This is a genomic window from Micromonospora sp. MGP-C2, from assembly GCF_057766525.1.
The window spans coordinates 2,639,047-2,663,821 of record NZ_JBYMEN010000002.1 but is presented as its reverse complement, the minus strand read 5'-3'; the positions used below and the strand labels follow the sequence as shown (position 1 = coordinate 2,663,821).

The following is a 24,775-nucleotide window of genomic DNA, read 5'->3' as shown; positions in this document are numbered from 1 at the left end:
GCCATTCGCGGTGCCCGATGGCAGATCACGAAAGGGCCGTCACGGCGTGAACACGGCCCGTACGCATCCGTCGGCCCGGTCCCGGAACAGCGCGTACCCCTGCGGGCCCTGCTCCAGCGGCAGCCGGTGGGTGGCCAGCTGCTCGGTGCGCAGCTCGTCGCGGGCCATCCGGTCCAGCAGCATCGGCACGTCCCGCAGGTCCGGCCGCCGGACCCCGCGCAGCGTGAGCCGCCGGTCGGTCACCGTACCCAGCGGAAACGCGTCGACGAAACCGGCCGCCTCGCCGAGCACCACCACCACACCGCCCTTGCGGCAGGCGTACACGGCCTCCCGCAGGGCGTCCGGGTGGTCGGCGGTGCGGCCACCGAAGCGACCGGCCGCCGACCAGCCGACCGCCACCACGCACACGTCCGGCCCGCGTCCGCCGCTGCGGTCCCGCAGCTCCGCCGCGACGTCGGTGTGGCGATAGTCCAGCGGCTCCGCGCCACAGTGCCGCTCCGCCATCCGCAACCGCTCCTCGTAGCGGTCCACCACCAGCACCTGGGCGGCACCGCGCCGCACCGCCGCCCAGGCGGTCAACTGGCCCACCGCTCCGGCACCCCAGATCGCCACCACGTCGCCGGGGCGCACCGCGCCCAGCTCAGCCGCCGACCAGCCGGCCGGTGCCGCGTCGGCGGCGAACAACGCCCGGTCGTCGTCGACAGCGTCCGGCACCGGAAACGCGCCCACGTCGGCGTACGGCACCCGCACGTACTCGGCGTGACCGCCCGCGAAGCCGCCCGCCGCCCGGGGCCGGCCGAAACCGCCGGCGTCCCGTCCCTGGTCGGGGTCGGCGCTCGCCAGGTCGACGCTGCTGTTGTCGCAGCAGGAGTGCAGGCCCTGACGGCAGTACCAGCAGCCGCCGCAGGCGACACTCGCGCCGACGACCACCCGGTCGCCGGTGCGGTGCCGGCGGACGGCGGGCCCGACCTCGACCACCTCGCCCAGGAACTCGGCCCCGAGCACGTCACCGGCCCGCAGTAGCGGATCCCGCCCGGCCAGCAGTGGCAGGTCCCCGCCGCAGGTGGTGCTGCGACGAACCCGGACGATCACGTCACGCTCGTTGCGCAGCTCCGGGTCGCTCACCTCGCGTACCGCCACCTCGTCGGCGGCGACCCAGCACAGCGCCCTCACCCGTGCACCTCGCGGCGGTCCAGCGCCGACCGGTCCGCGCGCAGCACCTCGCCGGCTTCCACCCGTTGCTTGACCTGGCGCAGGGTGCGGCGCACCAGCAGGCCCGGGTCGTCACCGACCAGGTGCGCGGCCAGCCCGGAGGGCGGGGTGCCGCCGGGCAGCGGCCGGGCCGCCAGCTCCGTGCCCCGGTCGCCGGGCGCCGGCCGCACCCGCACCTCGACCGCGCCGCCCAGGCGGCGCAGCGGTTCGGGCCAGCGACCATCGGGGAGCACCTGCTCCGGAGGCCGGTCGACAGTCACCACCTGCCACCGAGCCGGCGCGCCAGGGTCACCGTCCGCGCCGGTCCGGCCGCGCCGCCGGGGTACGCGCAGCAACCGCGCCGCCCCGGTCAGCGCCGCGCTGCCGAGGGCGGGTCCCGCCCGCGCCAGCCGTCCCATTCGTCCCCACCCGTCCTCGCGGTCCACGTCCCCCGATCCTCGGTCTCGGCCGGGTGAAGCGTGCTCGCCCGGAAGGGGTGAACCGGCCCCCGCCGGGTAACCGCTCGCCGACCGGGGGCGGAGCGCGTGGTGGGGGTGGGGCTGGGTGCCGGAACAGCGGAATCGCGTACGGGTCGAAACCGCACGACAGGTCGATACGGCACCGGGGCGTCCGGCGGAGTCTCCGCTGCTGGCGTCCCGGCTGACTCCGGCCGTGCCGCCGGAGCCGGTGGTGGCCCGGCCCCGACTGCTGCGCCGGTTGGACGAGGGCAGTGCCGGGCCGGTCACCCTGATCGCTGCTCCCGCCGGCTGGGGCAAGACCACGCTGCTCGCCTCCTGGGTACGGCTGGGCGGTGCTGCGCCCGACGTCGAGCCGGGCGCGGTCGTGCCCGACTCCGGCGACCTGTCGGTGCCGCCCGAGGCCCGCCCGGTCTCGGCGTGGCTGTCCGTGGAGGTGGGCGACGACGGCGACCGGCTCTGGGCGTACCTCGCGGCGGCGCTGCGGTCGGCTACCGGGTCGGCGGAGGACGGCCCGCTGCCGGACCGGCCGCCGCGCCCGGAGCAACTGGAGGTGCTGGCCGCCACGCTCGCCGCCGGGGACCGGCCGGTGCTGCTGGTCCTGGACGACCTGCACCGGGTCGCCGACCCGGCGGCGCTGACCGGCCTGGAGTTCCTGCTGCGACATGCCGAGCACCAGCTGCGCCTGGTGATCGGCGCTCGGGCCGGGTTGCACCTGCCCCTGCACCGGCTACGCCTCGCCGGAGAGCTGACCGAGATCGGCCCGGACGAGCTGGCGTTCACCGACGACGAGGTGGCCGACCTGCTCACCGCGCACGCCGCAGCGCTGCCGGCAGCCGCCGTGCACCGGCTGCGCGACCGGACCGGGGGCTGGCCGGCCGCGCTGCGCATCGCCGCGCTGGCGGTGCGCGGGCAGCCCGACCCGGAGCGCTGGGTGGGGCAGTTCGGCGGTGACCAGCCGGAGATCGCCGGCTACCTGCACGAGGAGGTGCTCCCCGCACTCGACCCGGCCGAGGAGGACCTGCTGCGCCGGACCGCCATCGTCGACACCGTCTGCGCCGACCTGGCCGAGGCGCTGACCGGTCGGGCCGACGCCGCGCAGGTGCTGGCCGCCCTGGCCGGGACCGGTGGTCTGCTGCACCGCGAGGACACCCGCCCACCCTGGTACCGCTGCGAGCCCCTGCTCGCCGACCTGCTCCGCGCCGACCTGGCCCGGTTGCCCCCCGACGAACTGCGTGACCTGCACGCACGGGCCGCCGACTGGTACGCGGGCGACGGGCGGCCGGCCGACGGTCTGCGACACGCGCTGGCCGCCGGCCGGTGGGACCTGGCCGGTGACCTGTTCGTCGCGCACTGGCCGGAACTGACCCGGTACGACCGGGACCCCGTGCACGCCCCCGCCCCCATGACCCCGCCGGCGGAGGTGATCCGCGCCGACCCGGAGGTGGCGTTGGCCTGCGCCGCCGAGCGCGCGTACGCCGGTGATCTGCCGGCCGCCAGCAGCCACCTGCGCTCGGCCGCCGACCATGCCGCTGGCCTGCCCGTGCCGCGGCGGGACCGGTTCCTACGCCTGGTCACCGCGCTGGAAGTGAGCGTGGCACGCCTCTCCGGCGACCCGGCGGAGGTCCGGGCCGCCGCCGCCCGACTGCTGCGGACCCGCCCGGCGGGCGCCACGCCGACGCGGGTGCCGGACTCCGCGTCGACCGGAGCGGCCAGCTCCGCCCCGACGGCCGGTGGGGGAGGCGCGGCCGACGACGCCGACCTGAGAGCGTTCACCGGCACCGCACTCGGGCTGGTCGAGTTGGCCGACGGCGCACTCCCGGCCGCCCGGTTCGTCCGGGCCCGGGCGGCGGCGCGCGAGGCCGGCCGTCCGCGTACCGAGTTGGTCGGCGCCAGCCGTGCCGCGCTGCTGCTCGCGGTGCGCGGCGAGCTGCGGGCGGCCGAGCAGGCGGCTCGGGACGCGCTGGGCATGCCACCCTGTCGGGGCTGGTCCTGTCGGCTCGACTGCGCCTACTCGTACCTGGCGTTGGCCCTGGTGGCGCAGCTCCGCGACCAGCCCGAGGAGGCTGCCGCCAACCTCGCTCTCGCCGGCCCGGCCCTCGGCATCGTCGGCGGCTGGATCGGCGGCCCCGAGACGGATGCGGGCGACGACTGGCCGGCCGCCGCCGTCGACGAACCGGTAGCGGCAACGGTGGCCGCGCTGTGCCAGGCAAAGCTGCACCGCGACTCCGGCGACCCGGCAGCCGGGCAACGACTGCTCGTCCGGGCCCGGGAGGCGCTGGCCGACCGGCCGTCCGCGACCGAGCTGGCCGGCCTGCTGCGGGCCGCCGAGGCCGAACTGCGCGCCGAGCGGGGTGACCTGGACGCCGCCCGCGACCTGTTGGTCGGCGCGAGCGAACCCGTCCTCACGGTCGCGGCGGCGAAGGTGGAGCTGCTGGCCGGTGACGCCGCTGCCGCAGGGCGCGCCCTGCCGGGCTGGCAGTCACCAGCGGCCACCTCCTGGCCCCTGCCGGTACGCCTCGACGCGGGGCTGCTGGACGCCCTGCTGGCCGAGCGGGCCGGCGACGGGCGGCGGGCGGGCCGGATCCTGGAGCAGGTGCTGGACCTGGCCGGGCCGCAGGGCTGTCGACGGGTCTTCACCCGCGCCGAACCACCCGTGCGGGACCTGCTGGCCGCCCACCTGGACGCCGGCACCGCGCACTTCGCGCTGGTCAGCGACCTGGTGCGGGGAGCCGGCAGGAGCACCGCCCGCCCCGCCGCCGAGCCGAGGGACACGCTCGACGAGCCGCTCACCGAGCGGGAGCTGACCATCCTGCGCTACCTGCAGAGCATCCTGTCCAACGTGGAGATCGCCAGCGAACTGTCGCTCTCGGTCAACACGGTGAAGACCCACGTCCGCAACATCTACCGCAAACTCGACGCGACCCGCCGGCGCGAGGCGGTCCGGCGGGCGCGCGAGTTGCGGCTGATCTGAGCGGGTCGGCGGTTCTCAGCGGGTCGGCGGTCAGGCGTTGCCGGCGGCGTCCACGGCCGCCAGCAGGTCGGGCAGGTCGTAACCACCGTCGTGCCGAACGCCGTTGACGAACAGGGTGGGGGTGCCGTTCACCCCGCTGCGGATGCCGCCGACGAAGTCCCGGCGCACCCGGTCCGCGTGACTGCGGCCCTCCACCTCGGCGTTCAACTCGTCCGGCGGCAACCCGACCTGCTCGACACCGAGCGAGAGGTGCACCGGGTCGAGTTGGTCCTGGTGCTCGTAGAGCCAGTCGTGCATCTCCCAGAACCGGCCTCGGACCCCGGCGGCCTCGGCCGTCTCGGCGGCGCGTTCCGCGTACGGGTGCATGTTGGCGATCGGGAAGTACCGGTAGACCAACCGCACGGTGTCGGCCCGCTGCCGCAGCAACTCGTGCAGGTTCGGGTACGCGGCACCGCAGAACTGGCACTGGAAGTCGCCGTACTCGACGATGGTCACCGACGCGTCGGCCGGTCCCCGGATGTGGTCATCGGTCGTCACCGGGTCCCGAAGCCGGGCGGTGACCTGAAGTGGCGTGGTCATCCGGCCATCACCTTCCGATCGGCGGCGAGTTGGTCCAGCGCGTCGAAGATGCCGTCCGCGCCCGGGTTGACGTCGGGCGGGGAGAGGTAGCTCCAGGTCACCGTCCCCGCCGGGTCCAGCACCACGAGCGCGCGGGCCGCCTCACCGTTCGACATGTACGCGCCGTAGCGGCGGGCCACCTCGCCCTTGGGCTCGAAGTCGGCCAGCAGCGGGAACTCGATGCCCCGGCTCTCGGCGAACGCCCGGTGCGACCAGATGCTGTCCACCGAGATGCCGAGCACCGCTGCCCGGTACTGGGCGAAGACAGGCGCCGCCGACTGGTAGAGGGACATCTGGTCACCGCAGACCGGGCTCCAGTCAGCGGGGTAGAAGGCGAGCACGACCGGCCGGCCACGGAACTGCTCAGGGCCGACGAGGGCCCCGTCCGGGGTGGCCGCCAGGGTGAAACCGGGCGCGGGGCGGCCCGGTTGGATCAGCCCGTTCGGATCACTCATGCCCCCAGCCTGCTCGCGGGGTGGGTGAGACGGACTCACCCACCCCGGGTGGTTCCACGCCCGTTCAGCGCCCGCTGAGCGGGCGCCCGCGTCCGCTCAGCGCAGCACCGGGGCGACCGCGATGTGGTTCTGGACCTCGCGGATGCCGGGCGCGGACCAGGCCAGCTGCTCCACCTCGGCCCGCTCGGGCATCGAGTGCACCAGACCGGCGAGCACCGCCGTGTCGCCGTGCACCCGGACGCTGATCCGTTCGGCCTCGGTCGCGCCGGCCCGGGCCAGGGCGTCGACGATCCGCTCGGCCAGATCCCGGCCGTCGGGTGGGGCGGCCGGACGGACGGTGATGCCGTTGCTCACCCCGCGTACGCCGGTCAGCCGGCTGACCGCCCGTTCGGAGGCCCGCCGCTGGTACTCCCACTCGACGTCGCCGTGCAGCGTCACCCAGCCGGCCGAGACGGTGACCTGGAGCTTCTCGATGGGCACGAAGGCGTCCCATTCCAGCGCGTGGCTGGCGGCGGCGGCCAGGTCGGGATCGGCGCGCTCGGAGCCGCTGTCCAGTTGCACGGCCACGTCGTTGGCGACCGCCCGGACCCGGGCGACCCGGTGCGCGGCTCGTTCGGCGGCCCACTTCTTGGCGTAGCTGTCCACGCGTCCGGTCAGCGTGACGACGCCCTCGGCGACGGTCACGCCGATCTCGTGCGGCTGCACCCGCGGTTCCCAGGTCAGCTCGTCGAGTACGGCGGACTGGATGTCCTGGTCGGTTCGGCTGATCTCCGCGATGGCCATCTGCCCCTCCTCCCGTGCTCTGTCGGCGGACCGGGCGGCGGTCGCGGCCGGGAGTCCGCCGTCATCCGATCCTGCCGTTGCTCCGGGTGAACCATCCTCGCCCGGAAGGGGTGACGGCCCGGCCGTGCTGTTGCGGACTTCCACCATGGGAGCGCTTCCAAAGCGAGCCGCCGTCAGTTACGGTAGTGGCGTTCCTCGATTGCGGGAGCCGTTCGCGTCGGGTGGTGGAGCCAGGGCAGCTCTTCCCGTCCCCGTCGCTGTGCCCGTCCCCCGGGCCACGGCGTTCCCGTCCGGTCGACCCCGTCCCCCGGGGCTCCGCCCGAGAGGAACAGCACCCACCCAGCAGCCTCCATGCGGCCCACCACCCGAGCACCGGTCCGCCGGACAGCCTGAGGGGTTCCGGCACCCGGCGGACCGGCCCCGACCTGCCCGGTAATCGGCCACTTCCAACCCGCCCTGTCCCGCCGCAATGCCGGCGAGCCCCGCTCGACAGTGGTCGAGTGGGGCCCGTGGTGGTGCGGGGAGAGCGGTTGATCAGACCGCTGGGGAGTTGGGGCGGTCGACGTCGACGAACTCCACGTCGTCGACGGCACGGTCGTCGTGGCTGCCGGCGGCCCGCGCGGCGGACCCGACGGCCCAGCCGACCGCTGCGCCCACGAGCGCGGCACCGATCAGCAGCGTCCAGGGCAGTGCCGGCTGGCGGCCGGCGAGCGCGTCGAAGGCCAGCGAGGCACGCCGACGTGCCTCCTCGGCGGCGGAGCCCACCAGGTCACCCGCGCCATCGGCAAGGTCGCCGCTGTTGCGACGGGCCGACCGGGCGGTGTCCCGCACACTGTCTCCGGCGGAGCTCACGGCCGAGAGCAGGTGCTCCCAGGCCTGGTCCGCGATCCGCTCCGGCTTGCTGCGGCGGTCCAGCAGGTTGGTTCCGAACATCGTGGTTACCTCCTCGGGTGCCGAAGCCGCCGGCCACTTCGGACTTCGGCGTCTGTTCAGCGCGTCACGGTTCGCCTACCCCGCAGTGCCCAGGGCCGCCCGAGCGCAAACCCGGCCGGCCCTGGCTCGGAGGAACTCAGCGCACCACTGTCACGGCGACGCCCCGGGCGAAGTCGTCGTCATCGTCGTCATCGTCCCCTCCACCGCCGAAACCGCAGGCCAGTACGAGGGCGAGCAAGACGCCGACGCCAGCCAGCCCCGCAAGTCGCTTGATCATCGAAGGTCCTCTCCGTCACGGTGGGTGTCCCGGCCCGATGCTAGGGCGCGTCGGCAACCGCGGGTGCCGATCAGGGCGGGCGTTCGCGGGCGACACGCCGGTGGCACACGGGGCGGGCGTAGGTGGTGGTCCGGTTGTCGGGCCTGTCGGGTCCGGGCGGCTACCCTTGTCCGCGGCGCGTCGGTCCCGACTGATCGCCGAGGGTCAGATAACGAAAAGTGTTGAGTAATCAGATACTGAAAAGTACGGATATGGGCGGCTTTGTGGGTCCGGATCCGCGAATTACTCATCCCGAGGGGTGGCGACCGAGGCCGTCGGAGGAATACTCTCGGTCGCGGCCCGCGTACTGATGAGGCGCCCGGGGGACGGGCGGGTGGAGGTGCTCGCGTGAGCCTGTCGATCGTGAAGTCGGTTCTGTCCGGTGGTGTGGTGGAGATCGCCCCGCGGGGCGAGATCGACGTGGACACCGCGTACGAGGTGCGCGAGGCGATCGCGGAGGTGCTGGCCAAGGGCCGCCCGCTCCGCATCGAGCTGAACATGAGGCTGGTCACCTTCATCGACTCCGTCGGCATCAGCGCCATGGTCGCCGGCTTTCAGACGGCCGAGGTCAGCGACGTCAAGCTGGTGGTCACGCAGCCGAGCCGGTTCGTGCACCGACAGCTCTGGGTGACCGGTCTGCTCGGCCTGTTCGGCGCACCGGAGCCCTACTTCGCCGGTGCCGCCACCCCCGAAGTGCTGCCCGGCGCCTGAGCGCACCGGGCGTTCCGGTCAGGGCTGCTCGTCCAGCCCGGTCAGGTCGATGTCGGTTGCTTCGGTGACCGCCCGGATGGCCGTCACCGAGGCATACCCGGCGGCCAGCAACGCCACGTCGGTGCCCGGCTGGGCGGCCTGGCCCGGCTCCTCCAGCGACGTGCGGACGAAGCCGTGGCCGGATTCGGCCACCGTCATCTGCACCTGACCGAAGCTGGCCAGCGTGCCTCGCCGCACCCCGCGCAGTCGTCCGTGCGGCAGGTCGGGGGCGTTCACGTTGAGCACGCTCTCCATCGGTGCGGACGTCAACCGGGGGAGCAGGTCCAGGGCGACCCGCGCCGCGGTGCTCCAGTGCCGCTCGGCGTCGCGTACCCGGGCGGCCGCGTCCACCGCCGCGCCACCGCTCGCCGCCGTCGCCTCGCCCGCGGAGAGCACGTCCAGGGAGACCGCCATCGCCCGGCACCCGTTCGTGGCGGCGGTGAACGCGGCCCCCACCGTCCCCGAGTGCAACACGGCCCGGCCGGCGTTGGCACCACGGTTGATGCCGGAGAGCACCACCGATGGCGGCGGACCGAACGCGCCGTGCAGGGCGATCAGCGTGATGAAGCCCGGTGAGCCGCCGACCCCGTACGCCGGCACGCCCTCCAGGTCGGGCAGCGGGTGGTCGTTCACGACCACCCGTCCGTCCCGTTCCACGGCGCTCATCGCGGCGCTGGTGCCGCTCGCCTCCTCCAGCGGTGCGGCGACCACCACGTCCAGGCCCCGCTGCCGGGCAGCCCAGGCCAGTGCCTGGATGCCCGGCGCGGCGATCCCGTCGTCGTTCGTGATCAGCACCCGCAGGGTCATCGGTCGACCGCCCGGTCGGCCAGCTCGTCCGGGGTGGTCCGCTCCTGCTGCCGGCTGTCCGCGGGCACCAGTCGCACCCGTTCCACCAGGCCGGTGATCGAGTCCAGTCGTCCGGTGCCCAGGCCGTGCCGGGTGACGTTCAGCGCGCCGGCCGCGGCCCCGGTCCGGATGGCGGTCCGGATGTCCCCGCCGCCGGCCACGACGGCCGCCACCCCGGCCGTCATCGAGTCCCCCGCGCCGCGCGGGTCGGCGGCCTCCAACCGGGGCATCTCGACCTCGAACAGCTCCCCGTCGATGAGCGCGAGTGCCGGCCGGTCGGCCCGGCTCACCACCACCGTCTCGGCGCCGGCCGCGTGCAGCTCGTACATGGCCCGGGTCAGTTCCACGATGTCGTCGCTGCGGGCGCGGCCGTCGCGGATGAGCTCCTCGTGGCTCACCTTGAGGAAGAAGACGCCGCCCTCCAGCGCCGAGCCGAGGTGATCGCCGGAGAGGTCGACCACCACCCGACCGCCGTTGGCGCTGAGGTCGGCGGCGAAGCGTCGGTACAGGTCGGCAGGCACGAGCCACGGCTCGTTCGGCCCGCTGAGGATGCTCACCGCGGCTGACAGGCCCTCGCCGAGGGCCAGGTTGTACAGCTCGTCGAGTTCGTGTCGGCTCAGCGGCTGACCGGGCACGTCGGCGATCTCCTGCCGGGAGCCGTCCCGGCGGTCGTGCACGTACCCGCCGCTGCCGGAATCACGGGCCACCGCCTTGAGGTCCACGCCCTCACTGACCAGCAGCGGCTCCAGCACCTGGCCGATCTCGCCGCCGAGGGCGGCGCAGAGCACCACCTCGACACCGAGCGACATCACCATCCGGGCCTGCCAGACGCCCTGCCCGCCGGGGTGCAGGTGCAGCTCGGGGTGGTCGTTCGGCTGGTCGACGGTCACCGTCAGCTGTGGAGTGGGCGCGAAGACCATCACGTGTCCGCTCACCGGATCGTCACCGTTCATGATGTCCGCCTCCAGCACGGTCGGGTAATTCCTCACTAAAAGACCTTAATGCGCTAAACGGTGACTGGGCGTGTCATCGGGCCGGCCCGGGCCGGCCCTCGGACATTGCCAGCCAGACATCGGTACGGGACGATCGTGCGACCATCGACGGCGGGAGACGGTGTGCTCAGCAGCGATACCTTCAGCTACACCGTGCAGGCCCGGTGTTCGCCGGCCGAGGCGGCGGCGCTGCTCAGCGACCTGACCCGGCAGGGTGAGCTGCACCCGTTGATCGTCCGGGTCCGCCGACTGCCGCCCCGACCGGGTGCGCAGGCCAGCTACACGATCAACGACCGGCTGGCTGCCGGCCCGCTGCGCTTCCGGACCACCTACCACGCGGACGTCCTGATCAGCGAGGACGACGAGATCGTCATGGTGGCCCGCCAGTGGCCGGCCACCACTGTGCGTAACCACACCCGGCTGCGCCCCGAGCCGGACGGCCTGACCCGGATCGACGTCGACATCACCCTGACCGCGCCGACCCCGCTGTTCCGGTACGCGTTCCGTCAGGCCCGGGCCGCCCACCTCGCCCTGGCCACCCGCCTCGGCGCTGCCCTCGACCGCACCGGTGACCCGCCGCCCCCAGCCTGACCCGACCGCGGGAGGGCAGTGGGGTCACCGGTTGCGGGCGCGGCCGGCCAGTGTGGGCTGGGCGGCGGGACGCCGTCCCCACGGCTTGTACGTGGACAGCACCGTTGCGATGATCATCAGGCTGGTCGACACCGCGGGGGCGATCACCAGATCGGCGCGGTCCTGTGCGGGCAGGGCGGCGCCCACCGCTCCGGCGTGCCGCAGATTCGGGGTGAGCAGGAACAGCACCAGCCCGACCATCACCGTGGTGAGCACCAGCTTGACCACCACCCACCGGTAGCGCAGCAGGCCCCACGGGGTGAGCAGCGAGCTGGCGACACCGATGAGCCAGACCAGGACGCTCAGCGGCGCGAACAGGACGGTGCCGACCAGCGCGCCGACCGGGTAGAGCACCGCCGGGTCAGCGCCACGCTGCACGGCGATGCCGAGGGTGAGCAGCACCAGGTCGGCGCCGAGCCAGCCCAGCGAGGTGACCAGGTGCAGGGTGAGCAGCCCCTTGCGGGCGGTGGGTGGGATCCGAGGCATACCGCGATGCTGCCCGCCGACCGCCGCCGGGTCGTCCGACGAGCGACGACATCAGGGGTACGCCCGGCGACGTAGCCCGGTCGGACAGCGCTGCCCGGACGAACGTGATGCCTGTGAGTCATCTTGATGACTCACAGGCATCACACACTTTGGGGAACGGCCGGATCAGTAGACCGACAGGTGCACGTGGTTGGTGTGGTCGCTGGACGGGTCGCCACCCGCCCCGCTGTAGGACTTCCATCCGCTGCTGGGCAGCCAGATCTGCCTGTACCAGATCACGTACAGCACGGCGAGCCGGTCGGCGTTGCGGATGAAGTACGCGGCCAGGTTGTTGCCGTACGTCTTGTCGCCGCCGGTGGCGTCGCCGCCGAAGCCGCCCGTCTGGGCCGCGAAGTCGCAGGCCCGGCCCTTCGGGTGTTCGCCGGAGCCGCTGGGGCGGTGGCAGGAGACGTATCGGGTGAAGCCGGCCGCCTTGGCCTGGTTGAGGGCGTGCAGGGTGCGCGGGGTGATGCAGCCGCTGGCCGGCGTGGGGTCGTTGACGCTGCACGTCTCCGACGGCCAGGAGCCGTCGGAGTTGCGCGGCGCGGCCTTCGCGTTGGCGGCGGAGGTGCCCCGGTTGGAGTCGGTGTCGGCGGCGGGTTGCGGCTTGGGGGTGGTGGCCACCGTCAGGGCCCGTTCGGCCTGCTCCTTGCGCTTGGCCATCACCGCGACCTGCTTGCGCTGCTCGTTGATCTCACCGTTCAGGGCGACCTGGGTGCGGTTGGCCTGGTCCTTGCTGCTGAGCAGGTCGCGCAGCACCCGGTCCTCGTTGGCGGCCACCGCGTCCAGTGCGGCTGCCCGGTCCATGAAGCCTTCCGGGCTGTCGCTGTTGAGCAGCGCCGACACCGCGCTGAGCCGGCCGGTGCGGTACGCGACGCCGGCGATCTCGCCGACCTTGCCGCTGCGTTGGTTGAGATCGACCTCGAGGGTCTTCAGTTGGGTGGCGAGCTGCTGCTGCCGCTGCACCGAGGCGTCCAGGGCGCGCTTCGCGTCCAGGTAGCCCTTGCTGGCCGCCTCGAGTTGGGCTCGTAGCGCGGGGGTGCCGCCCTCCTCGTCGGAGTCGGGTGCGGCGGCCCGCAGGCCGGTCGGGGGAGCGGCCGAGGCGGTGCCGGCCGGGAGCGCGACGCCGAGGGCGAACATCGCGACGATCAGGGCCGCCAGTCGGGCGGCGGGTGGTCGTGCTGGTGCCACTGAGCATGTCCTTCCGTCAGCCGCCGACCGGGTTAGCTGACGGGTTCGGGACGGAAGATCCCTACCGCTGACGCGGATGCACCCCAGGTACGTGGTTCCCCGGTTCGCCCTCGCGGGCGATTAGGCGGCGACCACCACCGGCGCCGGGAGGGCGCCGCCTGGTGGAGGCCGGGACCGAGCCTACCGGTGCGGGTGGGGCGGCTGCAGCCAATGTGACGGACGGTGCGTGCGTCGTCACGAGAAGCTGCTGTCACCACTCGATCGAGCCACACGCTCCGGAGGCGGCACCCGGCTCGATCTGCAACGTCGCGTGCTCGATCCGGAAGTCGTCGTGCAGGGCCGTACGCGCGGCGGTGAGCACCGCGCCGACCTCCGCCCCGGGTGCCATGGTCAGGTGTGCGGAGGCCACGTCCATGCCGGAGGTGAGCGTCCAGACGTGCAGGTCGTGCACCTCGACCACACCGGGGACCGCGGCCAGCCGGTCGTGCACGGCGGTCACCTGGAGGTGCTCCGGGGCGGCCTGCACCAGGATGCGGACGGCGGCCCGTGCCAACCGCCAGGTGCGCGGGAGGATGAACACGCCGATGGCGACGGCGACCAGCGGGTCGGCCCACCACCAGTCGGTGACGGTGATGAGCAGTGCGGCACCGATCACGCCGACCGACCCGAGCAGGTCGCCGAGCACCTCCAGGTAGGCGCCCTGAAGGTTGATGCTCTCCCGGGCTCCGGCGCGGAGCAGGGCGAAGGCGGCGATGTTAGCGAGCAGGCCGAGCACGGCCACCGCGAGCATCGGGCCGGCGATGACCTCGTGCGGGTCGCCGAAGCGGTGGATCGCCTCGATCACCACGTAGATCGCGACGCCGGAGAGCAGGACGGCGTTGGCCAGCGCGGCGAGCACCTCGAGTCGGTAGAGCCCGAAGGTGCGCTGCGGGTCGCCGGTGGCCCGCCGGGTCGCGGTGATCGCGGCGAGCGCCATCCCGATGCCGAGCACGTCGGTGAACATGTGCCCGGCGTCGGAGAGCAGGGCGAGCGAGCCGGTGTGCAGGGCGGCCACCGCCTCGACCACCATCAGGGTGGCGAGCAGCCCGAATGCAGCCCAGAGGCGGCCCCGGTGCTGGTGTGCGGCATTGGCGACGGACCCGTGGTGGTGGTCATGACCTGCGCCCACGAGAACCACCCTCCGCCGCCAGCCGGGACCCGGTCCAATGTATGTTCACATCGCTATGTATGCAAGTGTAGGGGCAGCAGCTCTCGCCGGCGGCTCGCCAGCACGGATCAGCCGGTCGGGTCGATGGTGGTGAGGCGCTGCGTGGCCCGGGAAAGCGCCACGTACAGGGTGCGCACCCCGGCACCCGGATCCGCCCGGATCTCGCTCGGGGCGACCAGCACGACCCCGTCGTACTCCATGCCCTTGGCCTCCAGGCTGGTGACCACCTGGAGCCTCGGCGCGCCGAGTGCGGCGACCCAGCCGGCAACCTCGTCGCGGCGGGGGACCGGCGTGATCACGCCGACGGTGCCCTCCACCTCGGCCAGCAGGCCGGCGGCCGCCTCCACTGTCGCGGTCTCCAACCCGCTCGGGGGCACCACCAGCTCGACCGGGTCGACCCCGGTGGAGCGGACCGCGGTCGGCAGCGGCAGGTCAGGGTAGAGCCGGCGGATCTCCGCCGCCGCCACCGCGAAGATCTCCGAGGAGTTGCGGTAGTTGGTGGTGAGCGTGAAATCGTGCCGCTTGCGCCGACCCAGCGCCTGGTCCCGGGCCCGGTCCAGCTCGTCGGGGTCCCCGGTCCACGCGGTCTGGGCGGGGTCACCGACCACCGTCCAGGAGGCCAGACGGCCACGTCGACCGACCATCCGCCACTGCATCGGTGAGACGTCCTGCGCCTCGTCCACGACCACGTGCGCGTAGTCCCGGTAGTCCTCCGGGCGCTCGCGGGCCGCCGCACGGGCGGCCCGTTGCCGCTCGCCGAGGGTGCTCAACTCGCGTACGCCGCCAGCCAGCTGGAACGGGTCGCGCCGGGCCTTTGCCGACTGCGCCGGCTTGCCGAGCAGGGAGTCCAACTCGTCCAGCAGCGCGATGTCGGCGATGGTCAGCCCGGTCGTGTCCAGGTGCCGGTACGCGGCGCTGAGCAGCCGGATCTCCGCGGAGGAGAGGATCCCCCCGGCATACCGGCGCAGCCGGTCCGGCTGCGCCAGCCAGCCCAGGACGTGTCGAGGGTGCAGCCGGGGCCACCACGCCTTGAGGAACTCCCGGAACTCCGACCGCTCGGCGATCTCCGCCTCGAAGGTCCGCTGGTCCGGCAGTCGAATGCCCACCTCACGGGCCTGCGCCCAGAGCGCTGCGAACACCCCGTCGAAGCCGGCCCGGCGCACCTCGTTGCGGCGGGCACCCCGTTGCAACGCGCGGTCCCGGATCCGGTCCAGTGCCGTCCGGTCCAGCCGCAGCAGCGTGCCCCGGTAGAGCAGCCGCAGCTCACCCGGGCCGCCCGGCACCGCGTCGCGGGCAGCCCGCTCCAGCACCCGACGCATCCGCAGCGAGCCCTTCACCGCCGCCACCTCGGGCGGGTCGGTGCGGGTGGCGCTCATGCCCGGGAAGAGGGTGCCCAGCGAGTGCAGGGTCGCGGTGTCCTCGCCCAGCGACGGCAGCACCGAGCCGATGTACTCCACGAAGACCGACGACGGGCCGACCACCAGGATGCCGCCGCCCGCGTACCGGCTGCGGTCGGAGTAGAGCAGAAAGGCGGCCCGGTGCAGGGCGACAGCGGTCTTACCGGTGCCGGGGCCGCCCGCGACGATCGTGACCCCGGAGCCGGGGGAGCGGATCGCCTCGTCCTGTTCCCGCTGGATCGTCGCCACGATGTCCCGCATGCCCCGGCCGGTGGCCTTGGACAGGGTGGCCAGCAGCGCGCCGTCACCGACGACCGTCATGCCCTCCGGCGCGGCGTTCGGGTCGAGCAGGTCGTCCTCGATGCGGGTGACCCGCTCGGCGCGGGTCTGGATCGTGCGGCGGCGCACCACGTCCAGCGGCTGCGCCGGGGTGGCCTGGTAGAAGGCGGCGGCGGCCGGCGCCCGCCAGTCGACGACCAGCGTGCGGGCGTCCTCGTCGCGGATGCCGAGGCGCCCGACGTGCAGCACCTGACTGTCGCGCAGGTCCAGCCGGCCGAAGACCAGCCCCTCGTGCTCGGCGTCCAGGGTGTGTCGCCGCTGCGCCGCGTGGAAGACCATCGCGTCGCGCTCGACCAGCGCCCCGTGCGTGCCCACCCGGGCCATCCGGTAGCCGTCACGCTCGGCGCGGACCGCCGACTGCCGCAGTTCGGCGAGTCGGGCGTACACCCGGTCGAGGTGGCGTTGCTCGACGGCGATCTCCTGCTCCAGGCCGGTCTGGTCGGTCAACGCACGCTCCTTCGAAGGTCGCCGGCAGGCGGCGGAAACCGCGCAAGCCAACCGCAGAAGGGTACGGCCCCCGGCCCGGCCCGCCGCGCCCGAGGTGCGGGAACGCGCTCAGGCGCCCGTCCCGGCGGGCGTCACCCTGCGCTGCGGTGCGGCGAGCACCCGGCGGAGTACGCCGGTGAGGGCGGCGTTGACCTCGTCCGGGCGCTCCATCATCAGCATGTGCCCGGCACCCGGGCAGACGGTCAGCTCGGTGGCCGGCAGCGCCGCCGCGATCGACTCGGCACAGGGCGGTGGGGTCAGTCGGTCCCGGTCGCCGACCAGGGCGGCGGCCGGCAGGTGGGCCAGCGCGGCGAGGGTGTCCAGTCGGTGCTGGGTGCCGATGGAGGCGCGGAACCCGCCGATCGAGCGCAGCGAGGCACGAGCCACCGCGGAGGTCACCAGGCGGATGTCGGAGGGCTCGCAGCGGTCGCCGAAGAGCATCCACCGGATGCTCGGTTGCAGCGCGTTCAGCAGGGCCCGGGGCGCTCGCCACGACCCGCACCGGGCGAGCACTCCGGCTCCGGTCGTCTCGGCCAGCCGGATCAACCGGGCGATCCGTGGCGAGAGCCCGTAGACGGTGTGCGTGTGCCCCTCGGCGGTGGTCGAGACGAAGACCAGCCCGGCCGTACGGGCGGCGAAGTGCGTGGGGTGGCGGTGGGCGTACTCCATGATCGTCATGCCGCCCATCGAGTGCCCGACCAGGAGCACCGGCCCGGGAGGCGCCACCGCGTCGATGACCGCGGCCAGGTCGTCACCCAGTTGGGCCAGGGTGGCCGTGGGCAGCGCCATGCAGCTGGAGCGGCCGTGCCCCCGCGCGTCGTAGGTGACCACCCGCACCGCCCCGCCGAGCGGCGCCGCGGTGAGCGCGTCGACCTGTCGGTGCCAGGCGCGCCCGTCCAGCGTCCAACCGTGCAGCAGGATGGCGGTCACCGGGGCGTCCGTCGGCCCCGTGACCTCGACGTTGAGCCGCACACCGTCCGGCAGACCCACCTCGAACCGCTCCGGCATCGCCGCCTCCCAGGGCCGCCCAGCATCACCAGCACCGGGATACCCGGCGGTAACACGGGCTACCCGCCATCAGACCACGTCAATCGCGCCGGGGCTAACATTCCCGACCGCGCCCGTGGTCGTCAGCGGGGGACCAAGCTGAACGGCATGGGGTCGTCGGGGGCGTCCATGGGCGGGGCGGCGGGGCAGGGACGGCAGGCCGGGGGTACGCCCCGCGCCGCGCTGGCCGACCTGCTCACCGGCAACCGGCGGTTCGTCAGCGGCCAGCCGATCCACGGACACGACGTCACCGCCGCCGCTGCCGCCTCCGGCGACCAGCAGCCGTACGCGGTGGTGCTCGGCTGCATCGACTCCAGGGTGCCGCTGGAGGCGATCTTCGACCAGACCTTCGGCGCGATCTGCGTGATCCGTACCGGTGGGCATGTCCTCGACCGCGCGGTGTGCGGCTCGATCGAGTACGTGGTCGGCCAGCTCGGCGTACCGCTGGTGATGGTCCTCGGCCACGAGCGGTGCGGCGCGGTGGGCGCGGCGGTGGAGGCGCTGCGCAGCGGGCAACGTCCCGGGGGGTCGCTGGCGCACCTGGTGGACGAGATCGCCCCGGCGGTGACCGAGGTGGGGATCGACGACCCGGCGGTGCATCCGCTGGCGATCCGCAGGCATGTCCGGCGAACGGTGGGCACGCTGCGCGCTGACGACCTGCTGGCCGGGCCGATCGCCGCCGGAAGGGTGGCCGTGGTCGGTGGCCTCTACGACCTGGCCACCGGTGAGGTCGCTCTGCTCGATCCGGGCTGAACCCGCCCCGACGCGCTCGACCGTGGCCTTTTCGATCTCGCGCCGGACACGCGAAAGCGCCCGCCGGGACTCCCGGCGGGCGCTCTACGTGTTGCGGTGGGGGAGAGCTCAGCCCTCGAAGACGCCGGCCGCGACCAGGCGCTTCTCGGTGGCCTCCCAGCCGTCACCCGGGTGGGTGGCAGCCAGGTTGTTGATCTCCGCCCGGATCTTGGCGGCGTGGCCGGCGGCGGCCAGCACGCGGATCTCCTCGACGAAGGCGTCGGAGTCCGTACGCAGGTGCGCGGTCTTGCCGTTGGTCAGGTTCCGCACGTAGGCGTGCTTGCCGCCGTTGAGCGGGATGAGGTACTTGAACTCGCCCAGCACGCTGAGGGCGCCACCCTGGCCAGCCTGGCCGGCCCGGACGGACGCGCGCGCGGTCTTAGAGGTGTTGCTCGCCACGGAGGTACTCCTTGCAAGACGTACGGGAGGACTGGACGTCCGGGGGCTGTGTGCGGGCCGCACTTGACTCGGCTCGCGAAGGTGTAACGCGGCATAAGCCGCCGGTGGAACTGTACATGACCACGACATCACGCTGGTTGTCGCGGTGTCCTGAGAGGCAACGGCGACCACCCGTCCGGCTATTCCACCCGGCGATTTTTCCGATTCCCTGGCGCACCACCCGTCACAGGAGTAATCATGTGTTGCAGGAACCACCTGGGTGGACGAGGTCGTAGGGGAAGACGCACCTCGCTCTCCGGGAGGTCACCGTGCCAACGCGTGGCGTCGTATACGTCCACTCGACCCCGCTCGCCGTGTGCTCACACGTCGAGTGGGCGATCGCGCGCGTCCTAGCCGCGCCGGTCAACCTGCAGTGGACGGCTCAGCCCGTCGACCCCGGCGCACGCCGGGCCGAGTGCGGGTGGACCGGTCGTCCGGGAACGGGCGCCGAGCTGGCTGCTGCCCTACGGCAGTGGCCCATGATCCGTTTCGAGGTCACCGAGGAGCCGAGCGCCGGCGTCGACGGTGAACGCTTCATGTACGTGCCGGCTCGTGGCCTGTTCCGGGCCACCGTCGGCGTGGCCGGCGACATCCAGCTCGGCGAGGACCGGCTACGGGCGCTGATGGTCTCCTCGCGGGCCCCGGAGGCGCTGGCGCACGCCCTGGACAAGGCGCTCGGCACTGCCTGGGACGCCGACCTGGAGCCCTACCGGTACGCCGGCGACGGCGCCCCGGTGACCTTGCTCACCCGGGTCGGCTGACCCGACAGTCGATCCGCTGGCCGCACGCCCCCGGAAGGGTGCGACCGGTAAGGTCAAGTTGCCCCGATAAGGGGGAAGCTGGTGGGATGGGCGGCGTGTCGAATCGCCCGTGGCGCGCCACCGTCGCAGTCGCCGCCCTGACCGCCCTGCTCGTCTCCGGCTGCTCAAGCGACCCCGAGCGCCCCGCGCCGACACCCAGCCCGGCCGGCACATCCGCCGCCCCGAGCGCACCCGCCGCGTCGCCGGCCACCGACCCGGCCGCCCGGGCCGCCGCGCTGGTCGCCACGCTGTCCGACGAGGACCTGGTCGGTCAGGTGCTGATGCCGTACGCCTACGGCGACTCCGCGACCAAGGTCTCGGCCGGCTCGGCCGCCGGCAACCAGGCCCTCGCTGGGGTCGACACCCCCGCCGACATGATCAGCAAGTATCGGCTGGGTGGCCTGATCCTGGTCGGCTTCAGCGCCGACGACCCGACCAAGGGCAACCAGGAGACCACGAACGTCGACAACCCGAAGCAGGTGCACGAGCTCACCAGCGGGCTGCGTACCGCCGCCGGTCGGCTCGCCGCCGGCCCCGCGCCGCTGCTGATCGGCACCGACCAGGAGTACGGCGTCGTCACCCGCGTGACCGACGGCGTCACCGTGCTGCCCAGCGCCCTGGCGGCGGGCGCGGCCGGCGACCCGAAGCTGACCGAGGCCGCCTGGCAGGCCGCCGGTGCTGAACTGGCGGCGATGGGGATCAACGTCGACTTCGCCCCGGTGGCCGACGTGCTGGCCACCCGCAGCACCGTGATCGGCTCCCGGTCGTACGGCTCGGACCCGAAGCAGGCCGCGGTGCAGGTGGGCGGCGCCGTCCGTGGTCTCCAGGCGGCCGGGGTCGCGGCCACACTGAAGCACTTCCCGGGGCACGGCCACAGCGCCGACGACTCCCACCAGGACCTGCCGGTGCTCACCCAGTCCGCCGAGGCGTTGCGGAGCGGCGCGTGGCCGCCGTTCACCGCCGGGATGGACGCCGGGGCGATGGCGGTGATGTCCGGTCACCTGGACGCCCGCGCGATCGACCCGGGGACCCCGGCGACGTTCTCGCACAAGCTGCTCACCGACGTCCTGCGGGGTCAGCTCGGTTTCAAGGGCGTGGTGATCACCGACGGGATGAACATGCCGCCCGCGAAGCGCTGGGCTCCCGGTGAGGCGGCCGTCCGCGCGCTGAACGCCGGCAACGACCTCATCCTGATGACCCCGAACGTCGGCCAGGCGTACGACGGGCTGCTCGCCGCGCTGCGCGGCGGTTCACTGCCACGCGCCCGGCTCGTCGAGGCGGTCACCCGGGTGCTGACCATGAAGTTCCGGCTCGCGGAGACCCCGGCCGCGCAGATGTCCACGCTCAACGCCCCGGCGCACCGCGCGGCGGCCGACGCGCTGGCCACCGCCGCCGTCACCGTGCTGCGGGGCACCTGCGGCGGTGCCGTACGCGGGCCGGTCACCGTCACCTCCTCCGGTGGCCGCGACGGCACTCGGGCGGCGCTCACCGCCGCACTGACCGCCGCCGGGGTGCAGGTCAAGCCCAGCGGCGGCACGATCGTGCACCTGGTGGGCTACGGCGACGGCGCCAACGACCTGCGCGCCGACGCGGCGGTCACTGTCGCGATGGACACCCCGTACGTGCTGAGCGGCGCGAAGTCGCCGACGCTGCTGGCCACGTACTCCTCCAGCCGGGCCTCCATGACAGGGCTGGCCGCCGTGCTGGCCGGCAAGGCCCGGCCGGGCGGCCGGTCCCCGGTGGCTGTGCCGGGCCTGCCCGCGACGACCTGCGCCAGTAGCTGACCGCCGCCACGGACCGAAAATCGGGTCGCCTCGGTTCGGTCGGTCTGACAACCTCTCCCCCATGGGAGCGGCAGAAGGATTCCGGCACGTGCAACGGGCGGACGGCACTGTGGTGATCACCCACCACGGACGGGTCGCCGGCACGCTGCGCGGAGGTCGGGCCGCGGAGTTCCTCGCCGAGGTCGACGACGACCCGCAGTTGGTGATGGCCCGCTGGACCGGCAACTACCGGCACGGCAACGAGCGCACCGCGAAACAGCACCCCCGCAATCGGGGCTGAACGACAGAAGGGCCCCTCCTCGACGAGGAGGGGCCCTTCTGCGGGATCTCAGGGCCGGGCGAAGACGAGCGCCACGTTGTGCCCGCCGAAGCCGAACGCGTTGTTCAACGCGGCCGGGATCTCCATGTGGCGGGCCTTGTGCGCGGCGACATCCAGGGTGAGGCCTGGCTCCGGGTCGTCCAGGTTGATCGTCGGAGGGACGACACTGTCGCGGATCGCCAGGATGGTGGCGATCGACTCCAGCGCTCCGGCCGCACCGAGCAGGTGACCCGTCATCGACTTCGTCGCGGACAGCACCGGGTGGTCGCCGAGCGCCTTGTGCAGCCCGCTGATCTCCAGCATGTCCCCGACCGGGGTCGAGGTGGCGTGCGCGTTGACGTGCACGATGTCCCGCTTCGCCACGTCCGCGTCCGCGATCGCCTTGGCGATGGCCCGGATGGCGCCCTCACCCTCGGCGTGCGGCTGCACGATGTCGTACGCGTCGGAGGTGATGCCGGCACCGGCGAGGCGCGCGTACACCCGGGCGCCCCGGGCGGCCGCGTGCTCGGCCCGCTCCAGGACCACGATGCCGGCGCCCTCGCCGAGGACGAAGCCGTCCCGGCCCCGGTCCCACGGGCGGGAGGCGCGCTCGGGGTCGTCGTTGCGGGTCGACATGGCCCGCATCGAGCTGAAGCCGGCGATCGGCAGCGGGTGGATGACCGCCTCGGTGCCGCCGGCCACCACCACGTCGGCACGACCGGCGCGGATGATGTCCAGCCCGAGGGCGATGGCCTCGGCACCGGTGGCGCAGGCGCTGGCCACCGAGTGCACGCCGGCCTTGGCGCCCAGCTCCAGCCCGACCCAGGCGGCCGGACCGTTCGGCATCAGCATCGGGATGGTGTGCGGGGAGACCCGCCGTGGCCCGGATGCCTCCAGGATGTCGTCCTGGGCGAGCAGGGTGGTGGCGCCACCGATGCCGGAGCCGACGCTGACGGCCAGCCGCTCCCCGTCGAGGTCGGAGCCGGCGAGGCCGGCGTCCGCCCAGGCCTGCTGCGCCGCGATGATGGCGATCGCCTCGGAACGGTCCAGTCGGCGCAGCCGGACCCGGTCCAGCACCTCGGACGGCTCCACGGCCAGCTGGGCGGCGATTCGGACCGGCAGTTGCGCGGCCCACTCCTGGGTGAGGGCACTCACCCCGGAGCGGCCGGCGAGCATGGCGTCCCAGGTCGACGCGACGTCCCCGCCAAGCGGGGTCGTCGCGCCGAGCCCGGTGACGACGACGTCGGGACGACTCATGATCAGGACTGCGCCGCGATGTAGCTGACGGCGTCACCGACGGTCTTGAGGTTCTGCACCTCGTTGTCCGGGATCTTGACGCCGAACTTCTCCTCGGCGGCGACAACGACCTCCACCATGGAGAGCGAGTCGACGTCGAGGTCGTCGGTGAAGGACTTCCCCTCGGCCACGTCGTCCGGGTTCACCCCGGCAACCTCTTCGAGGATCTCGGCGAGGCCGGTGGTGATCTCGTCACGGGTCATTACGGTTGGTTCCTTTCATCGGGGTTTCCGGCGGACGGCGTCGCCGACCGCCGCTCCTGGACGCGTACGCGCCGAGGGGGTCATCAGGGGCAGCGGATGACCTGACCGGCGTAGGTCAGGCCACCGCCGAAGCCGAACAGCAGCACCGGTGCGCCCGAGGGCACCTCCCGGCGCTCGACCAGCTTGGACAGGGCCAGCGGCACGCTCGCGGCGGAGGTGTTGCCGGACTCGACGATGTCCTTCGCGATGATCGCGTTGGGGATGTTGAGCCGCTTGGCGATGCCGTCGATGATCCGGGCGTTGGCCTGGTGCGGCACGAACGCGGCCAGCTCCGACGGGTCGACCCCGGCCCGCTCGCAGGCCTGCAGCGCGAGTGGCGCGATCGCGGTGGTGGCCCAGCGGAAGACCGCCTGCCCCTCCTGCTGGACGTACGGGCGCCAGCCCTCGATGCGGACCGCGTCGCTCTTCTCCGGCGCCGAACCCCAGACCACCGGCCCGATCCCGGCCGGCTCGTCGTCGGCGGTGGCGCTGACCACCGCGGCGCCGGCGCCGTCCGCGAAGATGATGCAGGTGGAGCGGTCGGTCCAGTCGGTGAAGTCGGAGAGCTTCTCGGCGCCGATGACGAGGGCGTTGCGCGACGCGCCGGCCCGGATGGCGTGGTCGACGGTGCCCAACGCGTACGCGAAGCCCGAGCAGGCGGTGTTGACGTCGAACGCGCCCGGCGCGGTGATGCCCAGCTTGGCGGCGACCCGGCAGGCCACGTTGGGGCTGCGGTCGATGGAGGTGCAGGTGGCGACGACGACCAGGTCGATGTCGGCGGCGGTCAGGCCCGAGTTGGCCAGCGCCTTGCCGGCGGCGGCGGCAGCCATGTCTGCCACCGTCTCACTGTCGGCGATCCGCCGGCTGACGATGCCGACCCGGTCGCGGATCCACTCGTCGTTGGTGTCGACGAGCTGGGCGATGTCGTCGTTGGTCACCACCCGGGAGGGCTGGTAGTGCCCCATCGAGACGATGCGACTGCCAGTCATGAGCGACCTCCGGTGCGGGCGATCAGGTCCCGTGCGGCCGGCAGGTCGTCCGGGGTGTTCAGGGTGACGATCTCCGGGGCTCCGTCGCCCTTGAGGTCCCGTTTGACCAGCCCGGCGAGGGTGCCGGCCGGTGGTAGCTCGATCACGCCGGTGACACCGAGGTCAGCCAGCGTACGCATGCACAGATCCCAGCGCACCGGTGCGGTCACCTGGCGCACGAGGCGCTGCACCATGTCCGCGCCGGTGTCGACAGTGGTGCCGTCGAGGTTCGACAGCAGGAGGCGGACCGGGTCGGCGGGGGTGATCTCGGCGGCGACCGCGGCGAGCGCGGTCTCGGCCGGGGCCATGTACGGGGTGTGGAACGCTCCGGCCACCTTGAGCCGGATGATCCGGGCCCGGGCGGGCGGCTCGGCGGCGAGTTTGTCGAGCCCGTCCAGCGAGCCGGCGGCGACGATCTGCCCGGCGCCGTTGCGGTTGCCCGGGTAGAGCCCGTGCGCCTCGATCGCGGCGAGCACCTCGTCGGGGTCGCCACCGAGCACCGCGGCCATGCCGGTCGGCTCCAGCGCGCACGCGGCCGCCATCTCCCGGCCGCGGACGCCAGCGAGGGTGATCGCCGTTTCGGCCGACAGCACGCCGGCCAGGGCGGCAGCGCCCAGCTCGCCGATGCTGTGCCCGGCGGTGAGCGTCACGTCGTCCAGCGGCAGGTGCTCGCCGGCGAGCAACGCCGCGGCGACCAGCAGGGGCTGGGTGCGGGCGGTGTCCTTGATCTCGTCGGCGTCGGCGGTGGTGCCCAGATGCATCAGGTCGACCCCGGCCAACGCCGACCACTCGCGCAGACGCGCCTCGGTGCCGGTCAGGTCGAGCCAGGGGGTCAGGAAGCCGGGTTTCTGGGAACCCTGGCCGGGACTAAGTACGGCGAGCACGCCTATGACTCTCCCGGATACGCGCGGGTAACGCTGTGCCGCCTTCGACCAAACCGC

Annotated in this window: 25 protein-coding genes, 1 pseudogene and 1 riboswitch; of the genes and pseudogenes, 7 read left to right on the top strand and 19 right to left on the bottom strand. The window is 73.5% G+C overall.

Annotated elements, in window-relative coordinates:
* Nucleotides 1-39 precede the first annotated feature (39 nt).
* Together AC3CF1_RS11750 and AC3CF1_RS11745 are read right to left on the bottom strand one after the other, a co-directional pair.
* Nucleotides 40-1,173 carry an alcohol dehydrogenase catalytic domain-containing protein gene (locus AC3CF1_RS11750; protein WP_488450459.1) on the bottom strand — a complete coding sequence of 378 codons (1,134 nt, stop codon included), beginning with the start codon at nt 1,171-1,173 and terminating at the stop codon, nt 40-42.
* The gene (locus AC3CF1_RS11745; RefSeq protein WP_328533662.1) at nt 1,170-1,610 is read right to left on the bottom strand and encodes a hypothetical protein; all 441 of its coding nucleotides are present in this window, start codon (nt 1,608-1,610) and stop codon (nt 1,170-1,172) included. Before AC3CF1_RS11745 ends, AC3CF1_RS11750 begins: the two co-directional genes overlap by 4 nt.
* 145 nt (nt 1,611-1,755) lie before the next feature.
* Between AC3CF1_RS11745 and AC3CF1_RS11740 the strand changes: the two genes are divergently transcribed.
* Entirely contained in the window at nt 1,756-4,641 is a 2,886-nt protein-coding gene (locus tag AC3CF1_RS11740; RefSeq protein WP_488450458.1) for a winged helix-turn-helix domain-containing protein, read from the top strand.
* Between the two features lie 30 nt (nt 4,642-4,671).
* Here the strand turns inward: AC3CF1_RS11740 and AC3CF1_RS11735 are convergent, their stop codons facing one another.
* From AC3CF1_RS11735 to AC3CF1_RS11715, 5 genes are all read right to left on the bottom strand, one after another.
* Nucleotides 4,672-5,220, bottom strand: coding sequence for a DsbA family protein (locus AC3CF1_RS11735; protein WP_088949584.1), 549 nt, complete (start codon nt 5,218-5,220; stop codon nt 4,672-4,674).
* Complete coding sequence (locus AC3CF1_RS11730) at nt 5,217-5,714, bottom strand: redoxin domain-containing protein (protein WP_210793466.1); 498 nt, start codon at nt 5,712-5,714, stop codon at nt 5,217-5,219. The genes AC3CF1_RS11735 and AC3CF1_RS11730 overlap by 4 nt, the downstream gene beginning before the upstream one ends.
* Nucleotides 5,715-5,810: 96 nt before the next feature.
* A complete protein-coding gene (locus AC3CF1_RS11725; protein ID WP_354983178.1) occupies nt 5,811-6,497 on the bottom strand; it encodes a BON domain-containing protein in 687 nt (228 codons plus the stop codon).
* A 534-nt stretch (nt 6,498-7,031) separates the two neighbouring features.
* The gene (locus tag AC3CF1_RS11720; protein WP_088949582.1) at nt 7,032-7,430 is read right to left on the bottom strand and encodes a hypothetical protein; all 399 of its coding nucleotides are present in this window, start codon (nt 7,428-7,430) and stop codon (nt 7,032-7,034) included.
* Nucleotides 7,431-7,566: 136 nt separating this feature from the next.
* Nucleotides 7,567-7,707: a hypothetical protein gene (locus AC3CF1_RS11715; RefSeq protein ID WP_157744063.1), complete on the bottom strand. Its 141-nt coding sequence runs from the start codon at nt 7,705-7,707 to the stop codon at nt 7,567-7,569.
* Nucleotides 7,708-8,094: 387 nt separating this feature from the next.
* Between AC3CF1_RS11715 and AC3CF1_RS11710 the strand changes: the two genes are divergently transcribed.
* Nucleotides 8,095-8,457, top strand: coding sequence for an STAS domain-containing protein (locus AC3CF1_RS11710; RefSeq protein WP_088949581.1), 363 nt, complete (start codon nt 8,095-8,097; stop codon nt 8,455-8,457).
* An 18-nt stretch (nt 8,458-8,475) separates the two neighbouring features.
* Here the strand turns inward: AC3CF1_RS11710 and surE are convergent, their stop codons facing one another.
* Nucleotides 8,476-9,303 (bottom strand): 5'/3'-nucleotidase SurE, encoded by an 828-nt coding sequence (gene surE, locus AC3CF1_RS11705; RefSeq protein WP_210794669.1) that lies wholly within the window; start codon nt 9,301-9,303, stop codon nt 8,476-8,478.
* Nucleotides 9,300-10,262, bottom strand: coding sequence for a PfkB family carbohydrate kinase (locus AC3CF1_RS11700; protein WP_354983238.1), 963 nt, complete (start codon nt 10,260-10,262; stop codon nt 9,300-9,302). Before AC3CF1_RS11700 ends, surE begins: the two co-directional genes overlap by 4 nt.
* Before the next feature lie 195 nt (nt 10,263-10,457).
* On the opposite strand from AC3CF1_RS11700, the gene AC3CF1_RS11695 reads away from it, so the two are divergent.
* Complete coding sequence (locus AC3CF1_RS11695) at nt 10,458-10,925, top strand: SRPBCC family protein (RefSeq protein WP_088949579.1); 468 nt, start codon at nt 10,458-10,460, stop codon at nt 10,923-10,925.
* Nucleotides 10,926-10,949: 24 nt separating this feature from the next.
* Here the strand turns inward: AC3CF1_RS11695 and AC3CF1_RS11690 are convergent, their stop codons facing one another.
* The 5 genes from AC3CF1_RS11690 to AC3CF1_RS11670 all read right to left on the bottom strand — a co-directional run bounded on the left by AC3CF1_RS11690 (nt 10,950) and on the right by AC3CF1_RS11670 (nt 17,117).
* The gene (locus AC3CF1_RS11690; RefSeq protein ID WP_488450457.1) at nt 10,950-11,450 is read right to left on the bottom strand and encodes a hypothetical protein; all 501 of its coding nucleotides are present in this window, start codon (nt 11,448-11,450) and stop codon (nt 10,950-10,952) included.
* A gap of 165 nt (nt 11,451-11,615) precedes the next feature.
* Complete coding sequence (locus tag AC3CF1_RS11685) at nt 11,616-12,680, bottom strand: coiled-coil domain-containing protein (RefSeq protein ID WP_435794837.1); 1,065 nt, start codon at nt 12,678-12,680, stop codon at nt 11,616-11,618.
* 5 nt (nt 12,681-12,685) lie between these two features.
* Nucleotides 12,686-12,817: riboswitch (cyclic di-AMP (ydaO/yuaA leader) on the bottom strand.
* Between the two features lie 113 nt (nt 12,818-12,930).
* Nucleotides 12,931-13,848, bottom strand: a complete 918-nt coding sequence (locus AC3CF1_RS11680; protein WP_488450456.1) for a cation diffusion facilitator family transporter — start codon at nt 13,846-13,848, stop codon at nt 12,931-12,933.
* Nucleotides 13,849-13,955: 107 nt separating this feature from the next.
* On the bottom strand, nt 13,956-16,070 hold the full coding sequence (locus tag AC3CF1_RS11675) for a HelD family protein (RefSeq protein ID WP_354983175.1): 2,115 nt from the start codon (nt 16,068-16,070) through the stop codon (nt 13,956-13,958).
* A gap of 108 nt (nt 16,071-16,178) precedes the next feature.
* The gene (locus AC3CF1_RS11670) at nt 16,179-17,117 is read right to left on the bottom strand and encodes an alpha/beta fold hydrolase (RefSeq protein WP_488450455.1); all 939 of its coding nucleotides are present in this window, start codon (nt 17,115-17,117) and stop codon (nt 16,179-16,181) included.
* A 147-nt stretch (nt 17,118-17,264) separates the two neighbouring features.
* Here AC3CF1_RS11670 and AC3CF1_RS11665 point away from each other — a divergent pair, with 147 nt between their 5' ends.
* Nucleotides 17,265-17,909: a carbonic anhydrase gene (locus AC3CF1_RS11665; RefSeq protein WP_488450454.1), complete on the top strand. Its 645-nt coding sequence runs from the start codon at nt 17,265-17,267 to the stop codon at nt 17,907-17,909.
* 108 nt (nt 17,910-18,017) lie between these two features.
* On the opposite strand, the gene AC3CF1_RS11660 is transcribed toward AC3CF1_RS11665, so the two are convergent.
* On the bottom strand, nt 18,018-18,347 hold the full coding sequence (locus AC3CF1_RS11660; protein WP_030330285.1) for a hypothetical protein: 330 nt from the start codon (nt 18,345-18,347) through the stop codon (nt 18,018-18,020).
* A gap of 308 nt (nt 18,348-18,655) precedes the next feature.
* Between AC3CF1_RS11660 and AC3CF1_RS11655 the strand changes: the two genes are divergently transcribed.
* The 3 genes from AC3CF1_RS11655 (at nt 18,656) to AC3CF1_RS11645 (ending at nt 21,250) form a co-directional block, all read left to right on the top strand.
* Nucleotides 18,656-19,147 (top strand): DUF3145 domain-containing protein, encoded by a 492-nt coding sequence (locus AC3CF1_RS11655; protein ID WP_088949573.1) that lies wholly within the window; start codon nt 18,656-18,658, stop codon nt 19,145-19,147.
* Between the two features lie 86 nt (nt 19,148-19,233).
* Nucleotides 19,234-20,970: a glycoside hydrolase family 3 protein gene (locus AC3CF1_RS11650; protein ID WP_354983173.1), complete on the top strand. Its 1,737-nt coding sequence runs from the start codon at nt 19,234-19,236 to the stop codon at nt 20,968-20,970.
* 61 nt (nt 20,971-21,031) lie between these two features.
* Nucleotides 21,032-21,250, top strand: a complete 219-nt coding sequence (locus tag AC3CF1_RS11645; protein WP_278147418.1) for a hypothetical protein — start codon at nt 21,032-21,034, stop codon at nt 21,248-21,250.
* 48 nt (nt 21,251-21,298) lie between these two features.
* On the opposite strand, the gene fabF is transcribed toward AC3CF1_RS11645, so the two are convergent.
* The 4 genes and pseudogenes from fabF to AC3CF1_RS11625 all read right to left on the bottom strand — a co-directional run.
* Nucleotides 21,299-22,525 carry a beta-ketoacyl-ACP synthase II gene (gene fabF, locus AC3CF1_RS11640; RefSeq protein WP_088949571.1) on the bottom strand — a complete coding sequence of 409 codons (1,227 nt, stop codon included), beginning with the start codon at nt 22,523-22,525 and terminating at the stop codon, nt 21,299-21,301.
* A 2-nt stretch (nt 22,526-22,527) separates the two neighbouring features.
* A complete protein-coding gene (locus AC3CF1_RS11635) occupies nt 22,528-22,767 on the bottom strand; it encodes an acyl carrier protein (RefSeq protein WP_030330276.1) in 240 nt (79 codons plus the stop codon).
* Nucleotides 22,768-22,850: 83 nt separating this feature from the next.
* Entirely contained in the window at nt 22,851-23,795 is a 945-nt protein-coding gene (locus tag AC3CF1_RS11630; protein ID WP_088949570.1) for a beta-ketoacyl-ACP synthase III, read from the bottom strand.
* Between the two features lie 5 nt (nt 23,796-23,800).
* Nucleotides 23,801-24,718 (bottom strand): annotated as a pseudogene (locus AC3CF1_RS11625) (ACP S-malonyltransferase); the annotation flags it as partial.
* Nucleotides 24,719-24,775: the final 57 nt, after the last annotated feature.

Bases quoted from the DNA above. Each gene is read 5' to 3' on its own strand.
- AC3CF1_RS11745 (WP_328533662.1), bottom strand. From the start codon at position 1,610: ATGGGACGGCTGGCGCGGGCGGGACCCGCCCTCGGCAGCGCGGCGCTG.
- AC3CF1_RS11735 (WP_088949584.1), bottom strand. From the start codon at position 5,220: ATGACCACGCCACTTCAGGTCACCGCCCGGCTTCGGGACCCGGTGACG.
- AC3CF1_RS11730 (WP_210793466.1), bottom strand. From the start codon at position 5,714: ATGAGTGATCCGAACGGGCTGATCCAACCGGGCCGCCCCGCGCCCGGT.
- AC3CF1_RS11725 (WP_354983178.1), bottom strand. From the start codon at position 6,497: ATGGCCATCGCGGAGATCAGCCGAACCGACCAGGACATCCAGTCCGCC.
- AC3CF1_RS11720 (WP_088949582.1), bottom strand. From the start codon at position 7,430: ATGTTCGGAACCAACCTGCTGGACCGCCGCAGCAAGCCGGAGCGGATC.
- AC3CF1_RS11715 (WP_157744063.1), bottom strand. From the start codon at position 7,707: ATGATCAAGCGACTTGCGGGGCTGGCTGGCGTCGGCGTCTTGCTCGCC.
- surE (WP_210794669.1), bottom strand. From the start codon at position 9,303: ATGACCCTGCGGGTGCTGATCACGAACGACGACGGGATCGCCGCGCCG.
- AC3CF1_RS11700 (WP_354983238.1), bottom strand. From the start codon at position 10,262: ATGGTCTTCGCGCCCACTCCACAGCTGACGGTGACCGTCGACCAGCCG.
- AC3CF1_RS11690 (WP_488450457.1), bottom strand. From the start codon at position 11,450: ATGCCTCGGATCCCACCCACCGCCCGCAAGGGGCTGCTCACCCTGCAC.
- AC3CF1_RS11670 (WP_488450455.1), bottom strand. From the start codon at position 17,117: ATGCCGGAGCGGTTCGAGGTGGGTCTGCCGGACGGTGTGCGGCTCAAC.
- AC3CF1_RS11665 (WP_488450454.1), top strand. From the start codon at position 17,265: ATGGGGTCGTCGGGGGCGTCCATGGGCGGGGCGGCGGGGCAGGGACGG.
- AC3CF1_RS11650 (WP_354983173.1), top strand. From the start codon at position 19,234: ATGGGCGGCGTGTCGAATCGCCCGTGGCGCGCCACCGTCGCAGTCGCC.
- AC3CF1_RS11645 (WP_278147418.1), top strand. From the start codon at position 21,032: ATGGGAGCGGCAGAAGGATTCCGGCACGTGCAACGGGCGGACGGCACT.
- fabF (WP_088949571.1), bottom strand. From the start codon at position 22,525: ATGAGTCGTCCCGACGTCGTCGTCACCGGGCTCGGCGCGACGACCCCG.
- AC3CF1_RS11635 (WP_030330276.1), bottom strand. From the start codon at position 22,767: ATGACCCGTGACGAGATCACCACCGGCCTCGCCGAGATCCTCGAAGAG.
- AC3CF1_RS11630 (WP_088949570.1), bottom strand. From the start codon at position 23,795: ATGACTGGCAGTCGCATCGTCTCGATGGGGCACTACCAGCCCTCCCGG.